Annotated in this window: 17 protein-coding genes; 3 read left to right on the forward strand and 14 right to left on the reverse strand. The window is 68.8% G+C overall.

Annotation, left to right across the window (positions count from 1 at the left end):
- Positions 1–23: 23 nt before the first annotated feature.
- From AC3WRV_RS06420 to AC3WRV_RS06440, 5 genes are all read right to left on the reverse strand, one after another.
- Positions 24–398 carry a nuclear transport factor 2 family protein gene (locus tag AC3WRV_RS06420; protein ID WP_492312571.1) on the reverse strand — a complete coding sequence of 125 codons (375 nt, stop codon included), beginning with the start codon at positions 396–398 and terminating at the stop codon, positions 24–26.
- Positions 395–796 (reverse strand): nuclear transport factor 2 family protein, encoded by a 402-nt coding sequence (locus AC3WRV_RS06425; RefSeq protein ID WP_291832716.1) that lies wholly within the window; start codon positions 794–796, stop codon positions 395–397. The genes AC3WRV_RS06420 and AC3WRV_RS06425 overlap by 4 nt, the downstream gene beginning before the upstream one ends.
- A gap of 116 nt (positions 797–912) precedes the next feature.
- Positions 913–1,854 (reverse strand): winged helix-turn-helix transcriptional regulator, encoded by a 942-nt coding sequence (locus AC3WRV_RS06430; protein ID WP_291832713.1) that lies wholly within the window; start codon positions 1,852–1,854, stop codon positions 913–915.
- A gap of 31 nt (positions 1,855–1,885) precedes the next feature.
- A complete protein-coding gene (locus tag AC3WRV_RS06435; RefSeq protein ID WP_492312572.1) occupies positions 1,886–3,514 on the reverse strand; it encodes an AMP-binding protein in 1,629 nt (542 codons plus the stop codon).
- A complete protein-coding gene (locus AC3WRV_RS06440; protein ID WP_291832707.1) occupies positions 3,511–4,875 on the reverse strand; it encodes a spinster family MFS transporter in 1,365 nt (454 codons plus the stop codon). The genes AC3WRV_RS06435 and AC3WRV_RS06440 overlap by 4 nt, the downstream gene beginning before the upstream one ends.
- 374 nt (positions 4,876–5,249) lie before the next feature.
- Between AC3WRV_RS06440 and AC3WRV_RS06445 the strand changes: the two genes are divergently transcribed.
- The gene (locus AC3WRV_RS06445) at positions 5,250–7,583 is read left to right on the forward strand and encodes a TonB-dependent receptor (RefSeq protein ID WP_492312573.1); all 2,334 of its coding nucleotides are present in this window, start codon (positions 5,250–5,252) and stop codon (positions 7,581–7,583) included.
- Positions 7,584–7,652: 69 nt separating this feature from the next.
- Here AC3WRV_RS06445 and AC3WRV_RS06450 read toward each other — a convergent pair whose 3' ends face one another.
- Positions 7,653–8,840, reverse strand: coding sequence for an acyl-CoA dehydrogenase family protein (locus AC3WRV_RS06450; protein WP_492312574.1), 1,188 nt, complete (start codon positions 8,838–8,840; stop codon positions 7,653–7,655).
- A gap of 135 nt (positions 8,841–8,975) precedes the next feature.
- Here AC3WRV_RS06450 and AC3WRV_RS06455 point away from each other — a divergent pair, with 135 nt between their 5' ends.
- A complete protein-coding gene (locus AC3WRV_RS06455) occupies positions 8,976–10,442 on the forward strand; it encodes a carotenoid oxygenase family protein (RefSeq protein ID WP_492312575.1) in 1,467 nt (488 codons plus the stop codon).
- 12 nt (positions 10,443–10,454) lie between these two features.
- Positions 10,455–11,672, forward strand: coding sequence for an acetyl-CoA acetyltransferase (locus AC3WRV_RS06460; RefSeq protein WP_492312576.1), 1,218 nt, complete (start codon positions 10,455–10,457; stop codon positions 11,670–11,672).
- 125 nt (positions 11,673–11,797) lie between these two features.
- Here AC3WRV_RS06460 and AC3WRV_RS06465 read toward each other — a convergent pair whose 3' ends face one another.
- The 8 genes from AC3WRV_RS06465 to AC3WRV_RS06500 form a co-directional block, all read right to left on the reverse strand.
- On the reverse strand, positions 11,798–12,757 hold the full coding sequence (locus tag AC3WRV_RS06465) for a hypothetical protein (protein WP_492312577.1): 960 nt from the start codon (positions 12,755–12,757) through the stop codon (positions 11,798–11,800).
- A 145-nt stretch (positions 12,758–12,902) separates the two neighbouring features.
- A complete protein-coding gene (locus AC3WRV_RS06470) occupies positions 12,903–13,385 on the reverse strand; it encodes a PaaI family thioesterase (RefSeq protein WP_492312578.1) in 483 nt (160 codons plus the stop codon).
- Complete coding sequence (locus AC3WRV_RS06475; protein ID WP_492312579.1) at positions 13,382–14,335, reverse strand: NAD(P)H-dependent flavin oxidoreductase; 954 nt, start codon at positions 14,333–14,335, stop codon at positions 13,382–13,384. The genes AC3WRV_RS06470 and AC3WRV_RS06475 overlap by 4 nt, the downstream gene beginning before the upstream one ends.
- Positions 14,332–16,050, reverse strand: a complete 1,719-nt coding sequence (locus AC3WRV_RS06480) for a class I adenylate-forming enzyme family protein (RefSeq protein WP_492312580.1) — start codon at positions 16,048–16,050, stop codon at positions 14,332–14,334. The genes AC3WRV_RS06475 and AC3WRV_RS06480 overlap by 4 nt, the downstream gene beginning before the upstream one ends.
- Positions 16,047–17,537: a class I adenylate-forming enzyme family protein gene (locus AC3WRV_RS06485; RefSeq protein WP_492312581.1), complete on the reverse strand. Its 1,491-nt coding sequence runs from the start codon at positions 17,535–17,537 to the stop codon at positions 16,047–16,049. The genes AC3WRV_RS06480 and AC3WRV_RS06485 overlap by 4 nt, the downstream gene beginning before the upstream one ends.
- Positions 17,534–18,763, reverse strand: a complete 1,230-nt coding sequence (locus AC3WRV_RS06490) for a thiolase family protein (protein ID WP_492312582.1) — start codon at positions 18,761–18,763, stop codon at positions 17,534–17,536. The genes AC3WRV_RS06485 and AC3WRV_RS06490 overlap by 4 nt, the downstream gene beginning before the upstream one ends.
- Positions 18,760–20,442, reverse strand: coding sequence for an aldehyde dehydrogenase family protein (locus AC3WRV_RS06495; protein WP_492312583.1), 1,683 nt, complete (start codon positions 20,440–20,442; stop codon positions 18,760–18,762). Before AC3WRV_RS06495 ends, AC3WRV_RS06490 begins: the two co-directional genes overlap by 4 nt.
- 2 nt (positions 20,443–20,444) lie before the next feature.
- Positions 20,445–21,593, reverse strand: coding sequence for an acetyl-CoA C-acyltransferase (locus tag AC3WRV_RS06500; RefSeq protein ID WP_291833409.1), 1,149 nt, complete (start codon positions 21,591–21,593; stop codon positions 20,445–20,447).

Raw genomic sequence — 21,593 nt, forward strand, 5'->3', positions numbered from 1 at the left:
TCCCCAGAAGGGGGAGGGAGAACTCACCCCGTCGCGGCTGGGTCCTTCATCTGGAAATAGTCGCGCCAGGCGGTGATCTTCCCGTCCGGCCCGAACTCGATGATGCCCATATAGGGGTGGGACACCTTCACGCCGTCGGCGTTGACGTAGTCCTCGCGGCCCTCGGTCAGGACCTGGGTCTCGTTCTGCGCCCAGCTGGACAGGACCCACTCGGTTTCGGAGTGGTTGGCCCAGTACCGGGTGATGAATTTGTCGACCCATTCGACCCCGATCAGCGGGCGGGTGCCGACGTGATAGTGGTACTCGATCGTGGGGTCGAAGAAGTCCAGAAACGCCGCCTTGTCGCGGCGTCCCGAGACCTCCATCAGCGCCCGCAGGCGCTCGATCGGCGTGCTCACGCCGAGGCCTTGGCGGCGTCCGGCTTGGCCGGGGCGTGCACCTGCGAGGTGTCATAATAGTCCCGCATGCGGCGGATCAGGCCGTCGCGGACCTCGAAGACCTGGACGAAGGGATTGTCCATCTTCACCCCGGTCGAGCGGTCCACGAGGACTTCCATCCCTTCCACGAACAGCACCTCTCCGGCCTCGGCCGAGTGCACGATCCGCCATTCCTGCTGGTCGAAGCCCTGTTCGTAGTTGGCCAGGAATTTGCGCATCTTGTCCTTGCCGATGGCGGGACGTTTGGTGGGGTGCCAGTGGTACTCGATGTCGTCGGACAGGGTGGCGATGAAGCCCTCCACGTCGCGCTTCTTCCACGCGGCCATCATGGCCTCGACCACCTTCATATGCTCGCCCATGGCGTCTCTCCCGTTCTTGTCGTTCGGCAAACGCTAGGACGGTAAGTTTGTTTATGCAAGTGACATGGCCGCACTTTCAAACGTGGACTTTCACGTCCTCGCGAGCGCGTTCGGGATCAGGCGATCGTGTGCCCCTTGCCGGGCTTCAGCAGCACGTCGGCCATCTTCAGCCGGCCCTTGCAGCAGCTGCAGTCTACCTCGCTGCTCAGGGCGGCGCCGCACTCGTGCCGGATGCGGACGGGCGGTCCCGCCTTGTCCCTCAGCCAGGCGTCGGCCCAGGTCAGCATGGTCAGGGCGTGGGGATACAGGTCCAGCCCCTTCTTGGTCAGCCGGTACTCGTACCGGGGCGGGGTGATCTCATAGAGCCGCCGCTCGAAGATGCCCGCGTTCTCCAGCGTGCGCAGCCGGTCGGTCAGGATGTTGGACGCGATGCCCAGCATGTTCTGCATCTCGTCGAAGCGGTGGATGCCGAAATACTGGACGCTGACCACCAGGCCGGTCCAGCGGTCGCCCAGCAGATCGACCAGCTCCAGCACCGGCGTCGTGTCGGTCGGCTGACGCTTGCGGTGCATGCGTTGGACCGGCAGCTTCTCCATCCCCTGGCCGGGACCGGGCACGAAGCTGCAACTGCGCAGGGTCAGCAGTTCGCCGCAGGCGGTGCAGCGCACCTCGGGCAGCATGGGCTTGCCGCACACCTCGTGGATGAAGACCGTCGGCGCGCGGCGGCCGGCCACGCCCCAGCGCACGCCCCAGCCCCACATCAGGATCATGCTGTCGAATAGGTCCAGCCCGCGCGGCGTCAGGTGATAGGCCATGCGCGCGCCCTCGTCCCGGTGCGGGCGCTTCTCGAGAATGTCGTGCCGCTCCAGCGCCTGCAGCCGGCTGGACAGGGTGCTGCGGGCGCCGCCCAGCCGTTCGTGGAACTCCTCGAACCGCGTGGCGCCGAGGAAGGCTTCCTGAACGATCAGCAGGCTCCATCTATCGCCGAGCGCGTTCAGCGCCCGGTTCAGGGAACTCTTTGGAACCAGCCGGGTCTTCGTCGCGCCTTGGGAAACCATGGCTTGTCTTAGCGGTCTCGTTGAACGGGATTCAAGCGGTTGAGAGTTTCTGACGACGAACGGTCAGGCCGGCTGCCTCCCGGTCGAAGGTCTCCGCCGTGATTCCCTCCGCCCTCAGGCCGGTCTTCTGGATCTTGTTGGTGGGGGTCTTGGGCAGCTCCGCCTCGATCCGCACATAGCGCGGCACCATGAAGTGGGTCATGCGCGGGATCAGATATTCGACCAGCTCCCTCGGATCGATCGTCGCGCCCGCAACCGGGGCGACGGCGACCATCACCTCCTGTTCCCCGCCCGGCAGGTCAACGCCATAGGCCGCCGCCTCGCGCACGGCGGGGTGGCCGCAGACCTCGATCTCGATCTCCAGCGACGACATGTTCTCGCCCCGCCGGCGGATCGCGTCCTTCTTGCGGTCGATGAAGAAGAAGCAGCCCTCGGCGTCGCGGCGCATCAGGTCGCCGGTGTGGAACCAGCCGTTGCGCCAGGCCTCCGCTGTCGCCTCCGGATCGCCCAGATAGCCGTGGCTCAGGGTCCAGGGGCTGTCCGCGCGGATCACCAGTTCGCCCGGCTCGCCGTGCGGAACCTCGTTGTCGAAGGCGTCTACGATGCGGCACTCCATGCCCTCGCGCGCCCGCCCGCAGCTGCGCATCACCGTCTCGTTGACCGCGCAGATCAGCGGCCCCGAAACCTCGGTCATGTTGAAGCCCGAGATGTAGTCGAAGCCGAACCGCTCGGCGAGCGCGACCGTGTCCTCGGTGATGGGGGCGAGCGTCACCATGCGCAGCGGATTGTCCCGATCGTCCGGTCGGGGCGGCTCCTTCATCAGGAAGGCCGTCAGGGCGCCGATCAGGCCGCTGCACACGGTCGATTCCGTCTCGCGGATCACGTCCCAGAAGCGCCGGGTGTCGAAAGCCTCGAACAGGGCCACGGAACCGCCGCAGGCCACCGCCGCCGTGATCGCGGCGATGCCGCCGACATGGAACATCGGCAGGTTGACCAGCATCCGGTCGCCGCCGTGCATGTAGCCGTAGGTGACCTTCCCGGTCGTCCACTCCTGCACATAGGAGGTCAGCACCGCCTTGGACGGCCCCGTGGTGCCGGAGGTGAAGATGATCACCGGGCTGTCCCACGGATCGGACTCCACCCGCGCATAGGCCGCCGCGTCGCCGGCCAGGGCCGTGGCGGGTTCGACCGCGACGCCCAGGTTGACTTGCCCGGTCGCCTCGCCCGTCAGGATCAGTCCCTCGACGGCGCCCAGCGACAGGCCTTCCAGCCGCCCGACCAGATCGGGGTGCACGATCAGCAGTCGGGCTCCGGTCTTGCCGATCGCATGCTCCAGCAGCTTGCCGCGGAAGCTGGTGTTGATCGGGGCCAGGGCCGCGCCCGCATAGTTCGCGCCGAACCACGAGCGCACCAGCGCCGCCGAATTGGGCGCCCAGGCGGCGACGATGTCGCCCTTCTTCACCCCGCGCGCCTGCAGGGCGGCGGCGGTCTCAAGCGCCTTTCGCCGGGTCTCGGCCCAGGTCCAGGTCTCGCCGGTCTCATAGCGGATGAACACCTTGTCGGGCGTCTCGGCGGCGTAGCGGTCCAGCAGGCGCGGGATCACGCACTCGTCCGCCGTGGGCGGCGTCGGGTCGAACCAGGGCAGCTTCAACCCGCTCACGAGGCGTCCCTCTGCCATTCCTCCGCCTCATCCACGCTGGCGCGGAAATGGGGCAGGGTCTTGATCAGGATGGCCGAGGCGACGGTGATGCAGACGCCGCTGACGATGGCCAGGGACACGCCGATGTGTTTCGGGCCGCCCAGCAGGCCGTCGCTGATCGCCGCGACGATGGTCGGTCCCCCGGCCAGCGAGATCAGGTTGCCGATCAGGAAGTAGATGGCCGTGACCTGCGCCCGGAACTGGTTGGGCGACACCGATTGCAGCGAGGTCGCCGGCAGGCTGTTCATCAGGCCCGCGAAGAAGCTGAAGCCGGCCAGCGAGGCGATGGCCCAGTTCGCGTCAGGCATGAGGGGCGTGGCGATGGCGAAGGGGATGCTGCACACCAGACCGAAGATGGCGGCGACAAGCGGCGCGTCCTTGCGGCCGCGCGCGGCCAGGAAGTCGCTCAGCCATCCGCCGACCAGGACGCCCGGCGTCGCCGCCAGCAGAAGCACGGCCCCGTAGGCGAAGCCGACCTGCGAGGCGTTCCAGCCGTGCGTGCGGATCAGCACCGCCGGGATCCACGCCAGGTAGGAGATGCCGGCGATGCCGAAGATCGAGAAGCCGATGATCATGGCGTAGAAGGTCTTCTTGCGCGCCCACATGAACTTCAGCACGCCGGCGTTCCGGTCGGCCTTGACCAGCCCGTGCCGGGGCGGCTCGCGCACGATCAGGAACAGGGCGGCGATCAGAAGGCCGGGCAGGCCGACCAGGACGAAGGTCTGCTGCCACGGGGCCAGCGTCCCCAGCAGCGGCAGCTCCATCGTCCCGTGACGGGCGATCATGTCGATCGCGCCGCCGCCGATCATCAGGGCCAGCCCGGCACCGATATACGGCCCCATGGAATAGACCGCGAGCGCGCGCGCCCGCATGCGCGGCGGGAAATAGTCCGAGATCATCGAATAGGCGGCGGGCGACAGGGCGGCCTCCCCGATGCCGACGCCGACGCGTGCGGCGAACAGGGCCCAGAAGCTGTTGGCCAGGCCGCAGCCGACGGTCATCACGCTCCAGATGACGATGCCGAAGAAGATGATCCAGCGGCGGCTTCCCCGGTCGGCCAGCCGGGCCAGGGGCACGCCCATCAGGGTGTAGAACAGCGAGAAGGCCAGACCCGCCAGCAGGCTGAACTGGGTGTCCGAGATGTTCAGGTCGGCGCGGATCGGCTCGACCAGAAGGCTCAGGATCTGCCGGTCGATGAAGCTGGAGGTATAGGCCACCATCAGGGCCGCGACCGCGAACCAGCCCCACCCGGGATGGGGCCAGATCCGGGGCTTGGGCGTAGTCGCCGCGACGGGTGTTTCAGGGGACGTCGTACTGGTCATCGGCGAGGTCCGGTCCATCAATCAATCTAAAGATGAAAGTGACTTGCCGATCCGATCCCGGCGCACGGGTGGATTTCGGCAAGGGATTTCGTGGTCCGCGGAAACGGGCCGGGCTGTTCGCTGTGACGTGTGACCGATGTCTCCACGGGTCCGCCTCAACTCCCTGTTATACCGCCGGTTTTCCGGTCTGGTTGGTTTCGTTCGGGCCGCGGATTTCCGTTCTTCCAAACGGGTCTGCGGGCCCTGTGACAGCCTTAACCCAATCAAGCACAGATGTTGGTCTGATTACAAAAGCTATTTGACAGTCTCGTTCTGCAAGTTACACCTAGCACTGAAGCACCTCGGCTAAACGGGGGCTCATGGGAGGATAGGGCGTGACCATTCGAGGTTCCATCAGCGTATCCGCATTGCTTCTGGCCGCATCTCTCGGCGCATCGCCGGCATGGGCCCAGACCGCTCCGCAAACACCGTCGCAGGACACCGCGACCCAGATCGACGACGTCATCGTCACCGCGACCAAGCGGGAAGAGCGGCTCATCGATGTGCCCGTGGCCGTCACCGCCATCGGCGCGCAGCAGCTTCAGAACTCCGGCGTCTCGGACATCCGCGAACTGACCGGCCTGGCGCCGAGCGTGCAGTTCCAGACCCCGGGCGGCGGCGCCGACTCGTCGATCCGCATCCGCGGCATCGGCACCACCTCCACCAACCCGGGCCTGGAGTCCTCGGTCGGCGTGGTGATCGACGGGGTGACCCGCGCCCGCACCGGCGTGGCCCTGTCCGAGCTCGGCGACCTGGAACGGATCGAGGTCCTCCGCGGACCGCAGGGCACCCTGTTCGGCCGCAACACCTCCTCGGGCCTGATCAACATCGTCACCCGGACGCCCAGCTTCACCGGCGTCGAGGGCCGCCTTGAAGGCACCTACGGCGACTTCTCCAACATGCGCGTGGCCGGGGCCGTCAATCTGCCCCTGTCGGACAACGCCGCCCTGCGGGTGGAGGCCAGTTCGGAAACCCGCGACGGCTTCTATCCGGACGCCAACAGCCAGGAGACCCTGGACAACCTGGATCGCCAGTTCATCCGCGCCAAGCTGCGCTACGAGCCGACCGACAGCCTGCGCTGGATGTTCAGCGCCGACTACACCAACCGCGAAGAGAACTGCTGCGTCGCGGTGCTGGCCATCGCCGGCCCGACCTACGGCCTGGTGAACAGCCTGTCCGCCGCGCGGGGCCAGATCGGCTACACCAGCACCAACCCCTTCGACCGGCAGGCGTCCAAGACCGCCGGGCGCGTGAACTCCGAGAACATCGTCGACTGGGGCCTGTCGGCCCAGGCCGACTGGGACCTCGGCTGGGCCAACCTGACCTCGGTCACGGCCTACCGCAGCTGGGAAGCCTCGCGCTCGCAGGACTTCGACCACTCGGGCGCCGACCTGGGCTTCTTCGCCCCGGACGGCCTGCACCAGAACTTCGACGTTTTCACCCAGGAACTGCGCCTGCAGGGCACGGCCGGCATGGTCGACTGGCTGGTCGGGGCCTATTATTCGGATGAGGATGTCCGCAACGACTCCGCCTACCGGATGGGCGCCGACTATCCGCTGATCTACGGCGGCGCGGCCACCTTCCAGGCCACGACCCTGGCCGCCTTCACGCCCGGCGACGGCGCGCGGGGCGTGGGCGAGCAGAACGGCCGGGACATCTCGGTCTTCACGCACAACATCTTCAACATCACCGACCAGCTCAGCGTCACCGCCGGCCTGCGCTACACCAACAACAAGAAGTCGATCGACTTCTGGGGCCAGAACTTCAACCCCGCCTGCGACAGCGCCGTGGCGACCGGCGATGCGCCGGGCATCACCCGCTTCTGCGCCCCCTTCTGGGACACGCGGATGAACCCGGCGGGCGACACGGACTCGCGCAGCGAGGACGCCGTCACCGGCACCTTCAACGTGGCCTATGAGTTCGCTCCGAACGTGAACGGCTATGTCTCCTATTCGCGGGGCTACAAGTCGGGCGGCTACAATTTCGACCGCGCCGGCTTCACCACTCCGGCGACGCCGAACGCGCGCGACCTGGCCTTCTCGGAAGAGACGGTGGACGCCTATGAGGTCGGCCTGAAGACCGAGTTCTTCGACCGCCGCCTGATCGCCAACATGGCGGTCTTCCACCAGACCTTCTCGGGCTTCCAGCTGATCGAGTACACGGGCGTCAACTTCGTCGTCCGCAGCCTGGAAGAGGCGGTGTCCAAGGGCGCCGAGATCGAGGTGACCTGGCGGCCGATGGACGGCCTGACGATCACCAACGGCCTGAGCTACACGGACGCCTACTATCCGGTCAGCCCCGGCAACTCGACCTATTCGGGCCGGGAGATGGAGCAGTCGCCGGACTGGGTGAACGTGACCTCGGTCACCTACGAGTTCCCGATCTCGGGCGACCTGACCGGCGTGGCCTACATGGACAACCGCTACAGCTCCGAGTTCTTCACCGGCGGCTTCGATCCGAACCGGGTGCAGGAAGCCTTCTCGGTGGCCAACGCCCGCTTCTCGCTGCGGCATGAGGGCGGCGACTGGGCGGTGGACCTGTGGGCCCGCAACGTCTTCGACAAGGATTATTATCGCCGCATCATTCCGGCCACGTTCCAGGCCGGTTCGTACTCGGCCTTCCTCGGCGATCCCCGCACCTACGGGATCACCCTGCGCCGGAACTTCTGAGACTTCCGAAGCGACTGCGTTTTCCTGAAAACTGGGCCCCGCCGATCTGTCGGCGGGGCCTCTTCTTGTTCAGAACCCCATCTGCTTGGCGGCGAGGTCGCGCAGGATCTCTTCCGAGCCGCCGCCGATGACGAAGATGCGGGCCTCGCGGTAGATGCGCTCGACGCGGTTGTCGCCGGTGTAGGCGCGGCCGCCGAGGACCTGCAGGCTCTCGCGGGCGCAGTGCTCCAAGGTGGTGGTGGCCTGGACCTTCAGCAGGGCCAGGTCGGCCACCGGCGCCTCGCCGCGCTGGAAGCGCCAGACCAGGATGTCGAGGAAGGCGTAGGCCGCCTTCAGACGCTGGATCATCTCCACGATCTTGTGGCGCATCGACTGGTGGTCGATCAGCCGCTTGCCGAAGGTCTGGCGCTCGCGGGCGAAGGCGATGGCTTCGGCGATGCAGGTGCGGGCCATCGCGAGGGTGGCCGAGATGCCGCTGAAGCGCTCGATGTTGAACTGGCTCGCCAGGCCGGCGAAGCCGCGGTTCTCGACGCCGATCAGGTTGCTGACCGGCACCTCGACGTTCTCGAACTGAAGCCAGCCGTTGTTGCGGTTGTACCACTGAAGGCCGGGGACCGGGCCGCGGGTCACGCCGGGCCGGTCGGTCTCGATCAGCAGCATGGACAGGCCGCCCATGCCGGGGCCGCCGGTGCGCACGGCGGTCAGCAGGAAGTCGGCCTTCATGGCGCCCGAGATCAGGGTCTTGCCGCCGTTGACGACGAAGACGTCGCCGCGGCGTTCGGCCGTGGTGGTGAAGCCCGAGACGTCGGAGCCGCCGCCGGGCTCGGTGACCGCGAAGGCGATCTTCTTCTGACCCGCCAGCACCGGCCGGGCGACGCGGTCCAGCATCTCGGGCGTTCCGCCGTTGATGATCGGCGGCAGGGCGATCCAGGGGGTGGCGAGGTCGGCGAAGACGACGCCGGAGCCGAGCCGGAAGAACTCCTCGGCGTAGATGATGCGGTGGTAGAGGTCGACGTCCTCGCCGGTGCCGCCCAGATCCTCGCGGAAGCCCATGCCGGAGATACCGGCCCTGGCCGCCTCGACATAGAGGCTGTCGGGGAAGTCGGAGGCGGCGTCCCAGTCCTTCAGGTGGGGCGCGATATGGCCGTCCACGAAGCCGCGCAGCTGGGCCCGCCAGGCGTCGTGCTCGGGCGTCAGGAAGGGGCTGGGCGGCCGCAGGCCGTCAAAGTCCAGCGCCGGAAACACGTGATCCGCCATAGTCCTGTTCTCCCTGTCCGCGCCATTCGCGGCGTCGCTTTCGAATTGATACTAAAAGCCCTCGCCAACGACGACAAGGATGGTATTCTAACGCAACCCACTATGTTCCGGGCGAGCGCCCGCAAGGAGTGATCGATGGGCTTTGAACCGTTCAAGGCGACGCTGCAGCCGAACGAGCATCCCTACATGACCGGCGCCTGGACGCCGCAGCATGAGGAGTTCACGGCCGAGGACATGCCGGTGATCGGGACCATCCCCACCGACATCGACGGCGTCTATGTGCGCAACACCGAGAACCCGGTGCATGACCCGATCGGCCGCTATCACCCGTTCGACGGCGACGGGATGATCCACACCATGGTGCTGCGGGACGGCAAGGCCGCCTATCGCAACCGCTTCGTGCGCACCAAGGGCTTCCTGGCCGAACAGGCGGCGGGACGGGCGCTGTGGGCCGGACTGGCCGAGCATCCGTCGCTGTCGGAATTGCCGGGCTGGGGCGCCCACGGGGGGCTGAAGGATTCGTCCTCGACCGACGTGATCATTCACGCCGGGGCGATCCTTTCGACCTTCTACCAGTGCGGCGAGGGTTATCGCCTTGATCCCTATACGATGGAGCAGCTGCCCAGCGCCGACTGGTGTCCGCCCGAGGGCATTTCGGCCCACCCCAAGGTGGACGAGAAGACCGGCGAGCTGCTGTTCTTCAACTACTCCAAGGCCGCGCCGCACATGCACTACGGCGTGGTCGGGCCGGACAACAAGCTGAAGCATTTCACGCCCGTGCCGCTGCCGGGCGCGCGCCTGCCGCACGACATGGCGTTCACGACCAACTATTCGATCCTCAACGACTTCCCGCTGTTCTGGGAAGAGGACCTGCTGCCCAAGGGCATCCACGCGGCGCGGTTCCACGCCGACATGAAGTCGCGCTTCGGCATCATTCCGCGCTTCGGCGGGGCCGAGGACGTGCGCTGGTTCGAGGCCGACGCGACCTATGTGCTGCACTTCCTGAACGCCTGGGAAGACGGCGACGAGATCGTCATGGACGGCTATTTCCAGGACAATCCGGTGCCGAAAACCAGCCCGGACGCCTGGCCGGGTCATGAGCGGATCATGACCTTCCTGGACCAGAACATGCTGCAGCCGAAACTGCACCGCTGGCGCTTCAACCTGAAGACCGGCGCGACGACCGAGCAGCGGCTGGACGACCGGGTGCTGGAGTTCGGCGTCATCAACAACCAGTTCGCCGGCGTGAAGTACAAATACGCCTACAGCGCCGTGTCCAAGCCCGGCTGGTTCCTGTTCACCGGCCTGGTGAAGCACGACATGGACACGGGCGAGAGCTGGACCGTCGATTTCGGCCCGGAGCGCTACGGCTCGGAGCCCGGCTTCGCCCCGCGCATCGGCGCGACGGAAGAGGACGACGGCTATCTGATCACCTATGTCACCGACATGATCGAGAACCGGTCGGAGTGCGTGATCTATGATGCGCGCAAGCCGGCCGAGGGGCCGGTGGCGCGGATCATGCTGCCCGGCCGGATGTCCAGCGGGACCCACGCGACCTGGTCGCAGGGCGAAACCATCCGCGCCTCTCAGGCGGCGGCGTAAGGGAGCGAAGCCATGACCTACATCCTGGGCGGCTGGCAGTCGGACTTCGCGCGCAACTACGCCCGCGAGGGGCTGGAGATCGGCGACGGCTTCGCGGAGGCCGTGCACGGGGCCCTGGCGGAGACGGGGCTGGATCCGGAAGACATCGAGGTCGGCCACGTCGGCAATTTCGTCGGCGATCTGTTCACCGGCCAGGGCATGCTGGGCGGCTTCTTCGCCATGGCGGACGAGCGGTTCACCGGCATGCCCGCGTCGCGCCATGAAGCGGCCTGCGCCTCGGGCAGCCTGGCCGTGCTGGCCGCCGCCGCCGACATCGAGTCGGGCCGCTACGGCACGGCGATGGTGCTGGGCATGGAGATGATGCGGAATGTGCCGGGCGTGACGGCGGCCGAGCACCTGGGCGCCGCCGCCTGGGCCGGGCACGAGTATCTGGACGCCACCTATCCGTGGCCGCGCGCCTTCTCGGACCTGACCGAGGAATACGATCGCCGCTACGGCATCGACGAACAGCATCTGCGCCGGATCGCGCAGGTCAATTTCGCCAACGCCAAGAACAACAAAAACGCCCAAACCAGAAAATACGAATTCACCGCCGCCAGCTTCTCGAACGACGACGAGGCCAATCCGGTGATCGAGGGGCGGGTGCGCAAGACCGACTGCGGTCAGGTGACGGACGGCGCCGCCGCCATCATCCTGGCCTCGCCGGAACGGGCCGCCGAATATGCGAAGGCGCGGGGCATTCCGCTGGAGAGCCTGCCGCGCATCAAGGGCTGGGGCCACCGCTGCGCGCCGATCGACTATGGCCGCAAGATCAGGGCCAGCGAGGGGCAGCCCTATGTCTTCCCGCAGGTGAAGCGGGCCATCGACGACGCCCGCGCCCGGGCCGGTCTGGACCTGTCGGGCATCGATGCGGTGGAGACCCACGACTGCTTCTCGATGACCGAGTACATGGCCATCGACCATCTGGGCCTGACCGCGCCGGGCGAGAGCTGGAAGGCGATCGAGGCGGGCGACATCGAGATGGGCGGCCGGCTGCCGATCAACCCGTCCGGCGGCCTGATCGGCTGCGGTCACCCGGTCGGGGCGACCGGGGTGCGAATGGCGCTGGACGCCTTCAAGCAGACGACCGGAACCGCGGGCGACATGCAGGTCGAGGGCGCGCGCAATGTGCAGACGCTGAACATCGGCGGCTCGACCACGACGACGGTGAGCCTGGTGATCGGGACCTGACGGCCGGACGGTCGTAAACACCGTCCGAAGCGTCCGAAGCGTCCGGATAGAGCTGTGCGTCGGGATGAGCATCGGCGCATCCTGGCACGCGCCTGCGTCAGGAACGGACGGATGGCTCGACTACGTCAGAATCGTCCTGGTCCGCCGGCAGACGGCGGCAAAGGACGCCTGATGCTGCTGCTCAGGCCCAGCAGTCCCGACGTTGGAGCCGCCCCGACGATCACGAGAGGAACGCCACCGAGGTCCATTACCGTCTCACCGATCTCGGCGCTTGGCGGATAAAGAACGGACGGTCCCACGATCCACGGAGAATGGGCCACATCCATCACCATGTCGCGCGTGGCCGTCCTCATCCGCACGGCATGGGGCTGGGCCGGCAGGAAACGGCATATCGCCGGGCCGAGATCGGGACGGGGCAACACCACGCTGAGCAGGTTCTCGCCGACGCTGGGAACGCACATCGACGTCTCGCGGATCGTTTCGGCAAAGCGAATTTCGACCTCTTCGATGGTGCAGTTCAAACCTCCCTCGCCGCGCAATGACGCGAAGCGCGCACGGAACGCCTCGGTCGAGAGGCGCGCCCCAATGCTGTGAAGCCGGAACTCCTGTCCCTTGGGCGGGCGGCGAGGCGAACGCCGCACCGTCGTGACGCCGTCCCGACGTTCGATCTCCATGACGATAGGCCGTGCGCCATGTCGCTGCCCCTGCCATCCGGCGAGGGTGAGGTATAGGCCGTGCTTATCGACCGCCGCGGAAGCCAACCCCTTGATCGCGTGTTCAAGACGGGCCGCGGCCTGGCCGATATCGCGAAGAACAGGCGCCGGGCCGAAGCTCTTCGCGGGCCGCTTCCCGTCGGGGCCGCGAGGTATGGGGCCGCCCCATAGAGTCCCGGCGATCCAGTCATCCATCGGCACATCACCGACATAGGCGACGCCGGAATAGCCGATCGACACCAGCGCATCCCTGGCGCGGTAGACGATGGTCTTGTTGGACATGGCGTCGTGGGGGGCAGGCCCCGCCGTAACGAGACGGTCGCTGACCTGGACTACATAGATCGGGCACATGGCTGTGAGGACAAGCGTCATGGCGTTCGCCCCTTCAGCGACGACAGCGTCTCACTCCAGATAGTGACCCCGATGACGCTCCGCCTCCCCAGCCAGGGGAATAGACGCCTGTTTTGATTTTGGCGGCGCAATCAGCGCCCGCGCGCGCGGCGCCGTCATAGGACGATCAGCGGGGAGAGCGGATCGACACCCCGACCGTGCCTTGCGCGATGACGAGGCCGTCGGGGGTGCTGATGGTCGCCTCGACCACGGCCTTGCGGGCGTCGTGGAAGGTCACCCGGCCGACCGTCTCCAGCCGGGCGCAGTCCATCGGGGCGGCGTTGAGGAAACGCATCGACAGGTCGGTGGTCAGCAGGGTCTGGCCGGGCTCGAGAATGGTCATGACGGCGCTGCCGCCCGCGACGTCCACCAGCGAGGCCAGGACCCCGCCGTGAACCAGACCCACGAAATTGGCGTGGCCGGGATCGAGGTCGCAGACGATGCGGACCAGCCGTTCTTCGAACTCGACCGGCCAGGCGCCGAGCCGCTGCGGATAGCCGCCCACCGTGTCCGCCTTGCGCGCCCAGCGGCGCAGCAGTTCGAGGCCGGAAACGGTCGGGTCGAGCTCGAAGTCGACAGGCGCGACGACTCTGGCCGGAGCGGAGGTCACGCCGCGGCCCCCTGTATCCGGCGGGCGCCCGTGCGGGTCTGGAAGCGGGCGATGGCGGCGTCGTATTCGCCGGACAGCTGGTCGACGATCTTGCTGACCGGCTCGACGGCGCGGACGGCCTCAAGCCCCTGGCCGGCGGCCCAGATATCGCGCCAGCGCTTGGTCGAGCCGCCCGAGGTGTAGTTGCGGTCCGGGGCGGCGCCGAGGTTGTCGGGATCCTGGCCGGCGGCCAGCAGGCTGGGGCGCAGCCACGAGGCCGGGGTGCCGGTGACCGAGGCGGAGACGACCAGATCGTCGGGACCCGCGTCCACGACCATCTGCTTGTACTCCGGCTGGGCCATGCTCTCTTCGGAGGCCAGGAAGCGCGTCCCCATGTAGACGAAGTCCGCGCCCGCCGCGACGGCGCCGGCCACGCCCGCCCCGTCGCCGATCCCGCCGCCGACGGCTATGTATCCGTCGAAGAAGTCACGCACCGCCGAGATGAAGGCGAAGGGCGACAGGTGGCCGGTGTGGCCGCCGGCGCCCGCGCTGACGCAGGCCAGGCCGTCGACGCCGGCTTCAGCGGCCTTCTTGGCCAGCTTCATCGAGACGACGTCGGCGAAGACCAGGCCGCCGTAGCTCTTGACCGTCTCCATGACCGGCTTGGGCGAACCCAGGGCGGTGATCACGACCGGCGGCTTGTATTCGGCGATCAGGCGCAGGTCTTCGGGCAGGCGCGCGTTGGTCGAGTGGGTGATCATGTTGGCGATCCACGGAGCGTCGCCCGGCTTCAGCGCATCGGTGATCGTGCCCATCCAGACATCCAGGTCCTCGACCGTGCGGCAGTTGGGGGTGGGGAAGGCCCCGCCCACGCCGGCCCTGCAGGCGGCGATGACCAGTTCCGGCCCGCTGATCAGGAACATGGGCGCCGCGAACACGGGCAGGCGCAGGGTGTCGAAGGGAGAGGTCATGCGGACAGGGTCTCGGTGGCGACGCGTTGGCGCAGATCCCGCTTGAGGATCTTGCCGACTGGATTGCGGGGGAGGGCCTCGATGGTCTCGAGGCGTTCGATCTGCTTGTAGACGGCGATCTGGCGGTCGCCGGTCAGGAAGGCGTTGATCTCGGCCAGGCTGGCTTGCTGGCCGGGACGGAAGACGACGAAGGCCGCGAGGCGCTCGCCCAGATTGGGATCCGGGGCGCCGACGACGGCGGCCTCGGCGACGGCGGGGTGGGCCATCAGGTGGTTCTCGATCTCCTCGGAGGAGATGTTCATGCCGCCGCGGATGATGATGTCCTTCAGCCGGCCGACGAATTTCAGGTGCTGCCTGCGGTCGCCGGCCAGCTCGAACAGGTCGCCGGTGCGGAACCAGCCGTCGGCGTCGAAGGCGCGGGCGTTGATCTCGGGCGCGCGCCAGTAGCCGGAGAAGATGGTGGCGCCCTTGACCCGCAGCTCGCCGGGCAGGCCGGCGTCGGTGATCTCCTGTTCGGTCTCGGGATCGACCAGGCGGGTGAAGATGCGGTCGTGCAGCTTGCAGGCCCATGTGAAGCCCTCGCCGAGGCGGGGGAACAGGCTGGCGCGGTCGGCGGCCTCGGGCAGGTCCTTCAGCGCCGAGGGGAAGGAGGCCCCCTCGTTGGAGCCGAAATAGTTGACGATCTGGACCCCGTATTTTTCGTGGAAGGTCCGCACCATCCACTCCGACAGGGGCGCCGAGCCCGAGCCGATGGACTTCAGCCGGTTGAAGTCGATGCCCTCCAGCAGGGCCTCGTTCTGGAGGAGCAGGTTCAGCACGGCCGGCGGGGCGACGGTGTAGTCGATCCTCTCGTCGCGCATCTGCTTGAGCAGGACCTGAAGGTCGAACGGATGGTGCTGGATCAGGGCTCCGCCCAGCAGCAGCCAGCCGATGAAGGCGGTGGAGATGCCGCCCATGTTGACCATCGGGAAGGGGTTCAGCAGGCGCGCGCCGGGGGCCAGGTCGGCGGCGTCGATCACGCCGTCGCCCATGATGATCCATTCGTTATGGCTGCGCGGCACGCCCTTGGGCTGGGCCTCGGTGCCGGAGGTCCAGCAGATGGTGACGATGTCATCGGCGGTGATGGCCGCAGCCTTCGCCGCCTTCTGCGCGGCCTTGTGCTGGTCGCGGGTGACGCCGTCCATCAGGGGCTCGAGGTCGAGGCCGCCCTCGGGGCAGGTCTGGCCCAGGACGAAGACGGTCTTCAGGGTCGGGCAGGTCGCCTTGAGGCCGACGATCATCTCGCCGTGCATCTGCTTGCCGATGCGGTCGTTGGTGATGGCGGCGACGGCGTCGGTCTGGCCGATGATGTAGCCCAGCTCGTGCTCGCGGTACTGGACCGGGGCGGGGCTGACGATGATCCCCAGCCGCAGGCAGGCCAGGTAGCTGATGGTCAGTTCGGTGATGTTGGGCAGCTGGACCACGACCACGTCGTCCTTGCGGATCCCGTGGGCGGTCAGGACGGCGCAGAGGCGATCGACCGCGTCGGCCGTCTGGCGCCAGGTCAGGCGCTCGGCGGTCCCGCCGACGAAGTCCGGGGCGTTGAACGGATCGACCAGGGCCTCCGTGTCCGGATGGGCCTTCACATGCTTCTGGAACAGGTCGTCCAGGGTGACGTCGCCCCACCAGCCGCGAGCCTTCATCTCGCGGATGCGGTGTTCGGGAATGACGATCATGGGCGGACCTCCACGGCGATGCTGGCGTCGGGATAGAGCAGGCTGCGGACCTCGCCGCGCACCACCTTGCCGACCGGGTTGCGGGGCAGGGCGGGCATGAGGTGCAGGCGTTTGGGCGTGCGGACGGGGCCGATGGCCTCGCGGACGAAGGCGCGGATGGCGGCGTCGTCGACGAAGCGGGCGTCGACGGCCACGGCGGCCTCCAGGCGCTCGCCCCAGACGTCGTCGGGCAGGCCGAAGGCGCAGGCCTCGCGCACGGCGGGATGGGCGTTCAGCGCGGCCTCGACCTCACCGGGATAGACGTTGTAGCCGCCGGTGATGATCAGCTCCTTGGAGCGGCCGATCAGGGTCAGGCGGCCGTCGGGGCCGATGCGGCCGATGTCGCCGGTCTTCAGCCAGCCGTCGTGCCGGGTCGCCGCGGTCAGCTCGGGCGCGTCCAGGTATTCGGTGCAGGCCAGGTCGCCGCCGACCACCACCTCGCCTTCGCCGCGTGACAGCACCTGGCCCTCGCGGGTCAGCAGGCCGACGGGGGTGCCGGGGAAGGGGCGGCCGACGGAGCCGCGCAGGTCGGGGTCGGCCATGTCGGCGGGGCTCTGGCCGGTGATGGCCATCGGCGCTTCGGTCTGGCCGTACAGGGCCGACAGCACCGGGCCGAAGCGGCAGACCGCCTGGGCGATGCGGCCCGGCGACATGGGGGCGGCGGAATAGGTCAGGTGGCGCAGGCGCGGGAAGTCTTCGGGCCGGAAGTCGGTTTCGCCCATCAGCAGGGCGATCAGGGTGGGCGGCATGAAGACGACGGTGGTCCGGCGCTTCAGCTCATCGAGGATGGCGGCGCGGTCCGGCGCGGCCAGCAGGACGTGGGACCCGCCCGCCGCCAGCACCGGCAGGATGTAGTGGGACGAGCCGTGGGTCAGGGGCGCGACGGCCAGGTTCACGTCGTCGGGGGTGAATTCGTAGAAGCCCTGCAGCGAACGGAGAGCCGCCGCGCCGCTGGCCTGGGACTGGACCACGCCCTTGGGCACGCCGGTCGAGCCGCCGGTGAACTTCAGGGCGAAGGGGGCGTCGGGCTCGTCGAGGATCGCGGGCGGGGCGGCGTCGGGCAGGCTGTCCAGCCAGGCCTCGAGCGGCAGGGGGCGGGCGGTGGAGCCCAGCGCGCCGACGGAGCCGACATCATGCAGGGTGAGAGCCAGGCTCGCGCGGCGCTGGAAGTCGCCGTTCAGGCCTGCGCCGTTGCGGGGATTGAGCGGGGTCCACACCGCATTGGCGCGCAGGATGGCGAGGTAGGCGACGACATGGCGCCAGGTGTTGGCGGCGCACAGGCCGACACGGTCGCCGGGCTGGATCCCGCGCGCGGTCAGGTCGGCGGCGGCGCGCTCGACCAGGGAGATCAGTTCGCCGTGGGTCAGGACCGTGTCGCCGTCGAACAGGGCGGAGCGACCGGCCTTGGCGGCGGCGTTTTCGTAGAGGGCGCGGATCGGATGGGTCATGCGGCCCGGCCTTCCAGGACGGTGACGACGGTGGCCGCCTCCTCGACGCCGAGGAAGCCGCCGCCGTTCTCGGCCACGGCGATGCGGGCGTCTCCGACCTGCCGGGGGCCGGCCTCGCCGCGCAGCTGGGTGGTCAGTTCGAACAACTGGGCGAGGCCCGTGGCGCCGACGGGATGGCCCTTGGCGACGAGACCGCCGGAGGGGTTCACGGGTGTTCTGCCGCCCAGCGCGAAGTCGCCGACGGCCGCGCGGGCGCCGACCGTGCCGGGCTCGGCAAGGCCGAGGTTCTCGATCTGCTGGAGCTCGGCGTAGCTGGTGGCGTCGTGGACTTCGGCCAGATCGATGTCCTGGGGGGCGACGCCCGCCTGTTCGTAGGCCGCCAGGGCGGCGCGGCGGCCGATGTGGTTGTCGAAGTCGCGGGCGTCGCGAGCCCCGGCGCCGGCCAGGACGCAGCCGCGGATGCGGACCGCGCGGGCCTCGCCGCCCAGCCGCTTGAGACCGCGCGCGGAGCAGACGATGGCGGCGGCGGCGCCGTCGCTGACCGGCGCGCACATGGCGCGGGTGAAGGGGAAGACGATGGGCTTGTCGGCCAGCACCTGCTCGGTCGTCATCGGCGTGCGGTACTGGGAGCGGGGATTGTGCTGCGCCGCCGTGTGGTTCTTGGCCGCCAGCTGGGCGAGGTCGAGCTGGGTCGAGCCGAAGCGGGCCATGTGGGCGCGGGCCTGGGCGGCGTAGAGGTCCATGAACAGGCTGCGGCCGTCCGTGGGGGCTTCGCCGCCCATGCGCTCGATATAGGCCAACACGCCCGCGCGATCGTGGATGTCCGTGCCGCCGGCGAAGGCGGCGGCGACCCGGTCCGGGCGGTCGGGGAAGACCATCTTTTCGACCCCGACGACGAGGGCGATGTCGCCCGCCCCGGCGCGGAGCCAGTGGACGGCCTGGAGCAGGGCGGTCGAGCCGGAGGCGCAGGCGTTCTCGACGTTGACGACGGGGATGCCGGTCAGACCGAGCGGACGCAGGGCGATCTGGCCGCGCACCGTGTTCTGACCCTCCAGCATGGGCTGGCGGGTGTTGGAGAACCAGGCGGCCTCAATGTCGGCGACGGTCGCGCCCGCGTCGGTCAGGGCCTCGGCGACGGCCTCGGCGGTCAGCGACTTGACGCTGTCGTCCGGCCGCTTGCCGAAGGCGGTCATGGAGACGCCGGCGAGGAAGACGTCGTCGCTCATGCGATCGGCCGCCGTCGCTGGACGATGCGGAAGCGCGAGGCGACGAAGGCCAGGTCGGCCAGGCAGGCGTTGCCCGCCGGGTTCAGGCCGGTGACGTGATAGTCGCTGTAGGCGGCGGCGAAATTGATCCACATCGCGCCGGTCAGATTGATCGACAGATTGGCCCCGGCGGCCTCGTAGGCGGGCGTGGCGCGGTCGATGAAGGCCTCGTCGATCGAATAGAGGTAGGAGCTGATCGAGCCCTTCGTCTTCGCCAGCCAAGTCGCCTCCATCACCGCTTCATCGGCGGGGCGGGAAACCAGGAACAGGACCGGGCCGAAGCGTTCCTCGGCGTAGATCTCGAGATCGCCCGCGCCTTCGACGGCGATGACCAGCGGGGTCAGGGTGCGGGCGTCGGGGAACTGAGGGTGGGCGTAAGCGCCGGCCTCGCGCAGGACGCGGGCGCCCGGCGTGGCGTCGGCGGCGCGGCGGGCCTCGGCGACCACGTCGAGGCTGACCTGGCCTTGGATGGCGCCCATGATTCCGGCGGCCTGGGCCGGGTCGGCGGCGATGGCGTCAATCTGATCCACGATGGCCGAAGACATGGCCTCGAACAGGTCGGGCGCGATGTAGATCACCTGCGGGCTGGTGCACATCTGGGCCGAGAACAGGCTGGAGGAGCGGGCGACGGCGCGGGCCACGGCGTCCAGGTCGGCGACGCTGTCGATGACCACGGTGTTGACGCCTGCCGTCTCGGTGAACAGCAGCTTGCCGGTCACCGTCCGCTCCAGATGGCCGCCGTATCGGGGGCTTCCGGTGAAGTCGATGATCTGGACGTCCGGGTGATCGATGAAGCGGCCCGCGACGGGCTCGGCCAGGGTGTCCACGGCCAGGGTCACCAGGTTCGGATCGAAGCCGAAGTCGGCCAGGACCTGACGGCAGGTCTCGACCACCAGGGCCATGGGCAGGACGGCGATGGGGTGCGGCTTGACGATGACCGGATTGCCCGTGGCCAGGCTGGCGAACATCGCCGGATAGGCGTTCCAGGTCGGGAAGGAGGCGCAGCAGATGACCAGGCCGACGCCGCGCGGGACCAGGGCGTAGGTCTTCCTCAGCGCCACCTGATCGGCGCCGAAGGGGCGGTGGTAGTCGGCGGTCGGCGTCACGTCGCGCATGGCCTTGGCGGCGTAGGCCAGGGCCTCGACGCCGCGGTCGAGCGCATTGGGACCCGAGCCGCTGAAGGCCTGGGTGTAGCTTTGACCCGCCACATGCATGACCGCGTGGGCCATCTCGAAATTGCGGTCGTAGAGCCGCTGCGCCATCTCCAGGCACAGGGCGAGGCGGAGCTCGAAATCGACCTCGCGCCACTGCGCCATGGCGGTGACGGCGGACGCCACCAGCGCGTCCGGGTCGCTGACCGGATAGCGGATGTCGAGGGGCTGCTGCGTATAGGGCGAGACCTCCTCGCCGACGGTGGCGCCGGTCGCGCCGGGCTGATCCAGGTCGAAGGTCGTTCCCAGCCGCGCCTCGAAGGCGGCCTTGCCGGCGGGCGGCTTGTCCTGGCCGTGGATCTTCGTCGAGGGCGAGTCGCTGAACGGGCTCCAGGCCTGACGCGTGCGCACGGCCTGGATGGCGGCGTCCAGCGTCGCGGCGTGGCGCGCGATCAGTTCGGCGTGACGATCAAGCGGGCCCCCGTCCATGGTCAGCCGATCCGTTCGACGATCATGGCCGCGCCGACGCCCTGGGCGCCCGCCGCGACGACCAGGCCGTAGCGGCCCTCGGCGACGTCCAGCGCATCGAGCAGGGACGACAGCAGGATGGCGCCGGTCGCGCCCATCGGGTGCCCCTTGGCGAGGTGGCCGCCGCCGACGTTGACCCGGTCGACGTCCACGTCCCGCTCGCGCAGGAATTTGACGATGGTGACGGCGAAGGCCTCCATGAACTCGATGCGGTCCATGTCGCCCAGCGTCAGTCCGGCCTTGGCGAGGGCCCGGTCCATGGCGGTGAAGCCGGCGGTCAGCGAGGCCTCGGGATCGCCCCCGGCCTCGGCGTAGGCGACGATCCGCGCGCGCGCGCCGTCGGCGGCGGCGCTGACCAGGGCCAGGCCGGCGCCGTCGCACATGGGCGGGGCGTGGGCGACGGTGTGGCGGTGGTCGATGGTCCGGCCGCCCAGGGCCTCGGCGTACTGCTCGCCCAGCGGGGCGAAGGCGGCGGGCATGGCCGCCAGGCTTTCGGCGGTGGTCGAGGCGCGGGCGGGCTCTTCCCTGTCGAGACCGTTCAGGGGAATGCGCGACTTGGTCAGGGCCGTGCCCTCGGCGGCGGCGGTGCGTTGCTGCGAGCGCAGGGCGGCGTCGTCCATCTCCTGACGCGACACGCCGATGTCCTCGGCCAGGCGGTCGGCGGCGACCACGACGGGGATGTAGCGGGTGCGCAGGGGGAAGCTGGCGTCCTCGTAGTAGTCGGCCTTGTCGCCCATGAAGGGGACGCGGCTCATCATCTCGACCCCGCCCGCCAGCGCGGTCTTCGCATCCCCGGCGGCGATCATGTTGGCGGCCTGGCCGATCGCGGTCAGGCCCGAGACGCAGTAGTTGTTCAGGCTGAAGGCGTAGGCGTCGTCGGGCAGGCCCGCGTGCATCTTGGTCACGAGGGCGACGTTGGCGCCCTGGGCCCCGACCTGGCCCACGGCGCCCAGGATCAGGGCGTCGGCCCTGTGCGCCGCGCCGCCGTTGCGGGCGTCGAGCGCATCGATCAGACCGGCGACCAGTTCATGCGGTTTGAGGGACGCGAGGCCGCCGTCGGGGCGGGCCTTGGCGCGGGGCGTGCGGACGGCGTCGACGATGTAAGCGGTCAT

This window comes from Brevundimonas sp. EU05-FHT14B11 (assembly GCF_058790835.1).

What these genes read in the sequence shown, in the direction of transcription:
- AC3WRV_RS06465 (WP_492312577.1), bottom strand. Translation starts at nt 12,757, where the DNA reads ATGACGCTTGTCCTCACAGCCATGTGCCCGATCTATGTAGTCCAGGTC.
- AC3WRV_RS06440 (WP_291832707.1), bottom strand. Translation starts at nt 4,875, where the DNA reads ATGACCAGTACGACGTCCCCTGAAACACCCGTCGCGGCGACTACGCCC.
- AC3WRV_RS06485 (WP_492312581.1), bottom strand. Translation starts at nt 17,537, where the DNA reads ATGACCCATCCGATCCGCGCCCTCTACGAAAACGCCGCCGCCAAGGCC.
- AC3WRV_RS06490 (WP_492312582.1), bottom strand. Translation starts at nt 18,763, where the DNA reads ATGAGCGACGACGTCTTCCTCGCCGGCGTCTCCATGACCGCCTTCGGC.
- AC3WRV_RS06460 (WP_492312576.1), top strand. Translation starts at nt 10,455, where the DNA reads ATGACCTACATCCTGGGCGGCTGGCAGTCGGACTTCGCGCGCAACTAC.
- AC3WRV_RS06495 (WP_492312583.1), bottom strand. Translation starts at nt 20,442, where the DNA reads ATGGACGGGGGCCCGCTTGATCGTCACGCCGAACTGATCGCGCGCCAC.
- AC3WRV_RS06450 (WP_492312574.1), bottom strand. Translation starts at nt 8,840, where the DNA reads ATGGCGGATCACGTGTTTCCGGCGCTGGACTTTGACGGCCTGCGGCCG.
- AC3WRV_RS06425 (WP_291832716.1), bottom strand. Translation starts at nt 796, where the DNA reads ATGGGCGAGCATATGAAGGTGGTCGAGGCCATGATGGCCGCGTGGAAG.
- AC3WRV_RS06455 (WP_492312575.1), top strand. Translation starts at nt 8,976, where the DNA reads ATGGGCTTTGAACCGTTCAAGGCGACGCTGCAGCCGAACGAGCATCCC.
- AC3WRV_RS06480 (WP_492312580.1), bottom strand. Translation starts at nt 16,050, where the DNA reads ATGATCGTCATTCCCGAACACCGCATCCGCGAGATGAAGGCTCGCGGC.
- AC3WRV_RS06500 (WP_291833409.1), bottom strand. Translation starts at nt 21,593, where the DNA reads ATGACCGCTTACATCGTCGACGCCGTCCGCACGCCCCGCGCCAAGGCC.
- AC3WRV_RS06430 (WP_291832713.1), bottom strand. Translation starts at nt 1,854, where the DNA reads ATGGTTTCCCAAGGCGCGACGAAGACCCGGCTGGTTCCAAAGAGTTCC.
- AC3WRV_RS06475 (WP_492312579.1), bottom strand. Translation starts at nt 14,335, where the DNA reads ATGACCTCTCCCTTCGACACCCTGCGCCTGCCCGTGTTCGCGGCGCCC.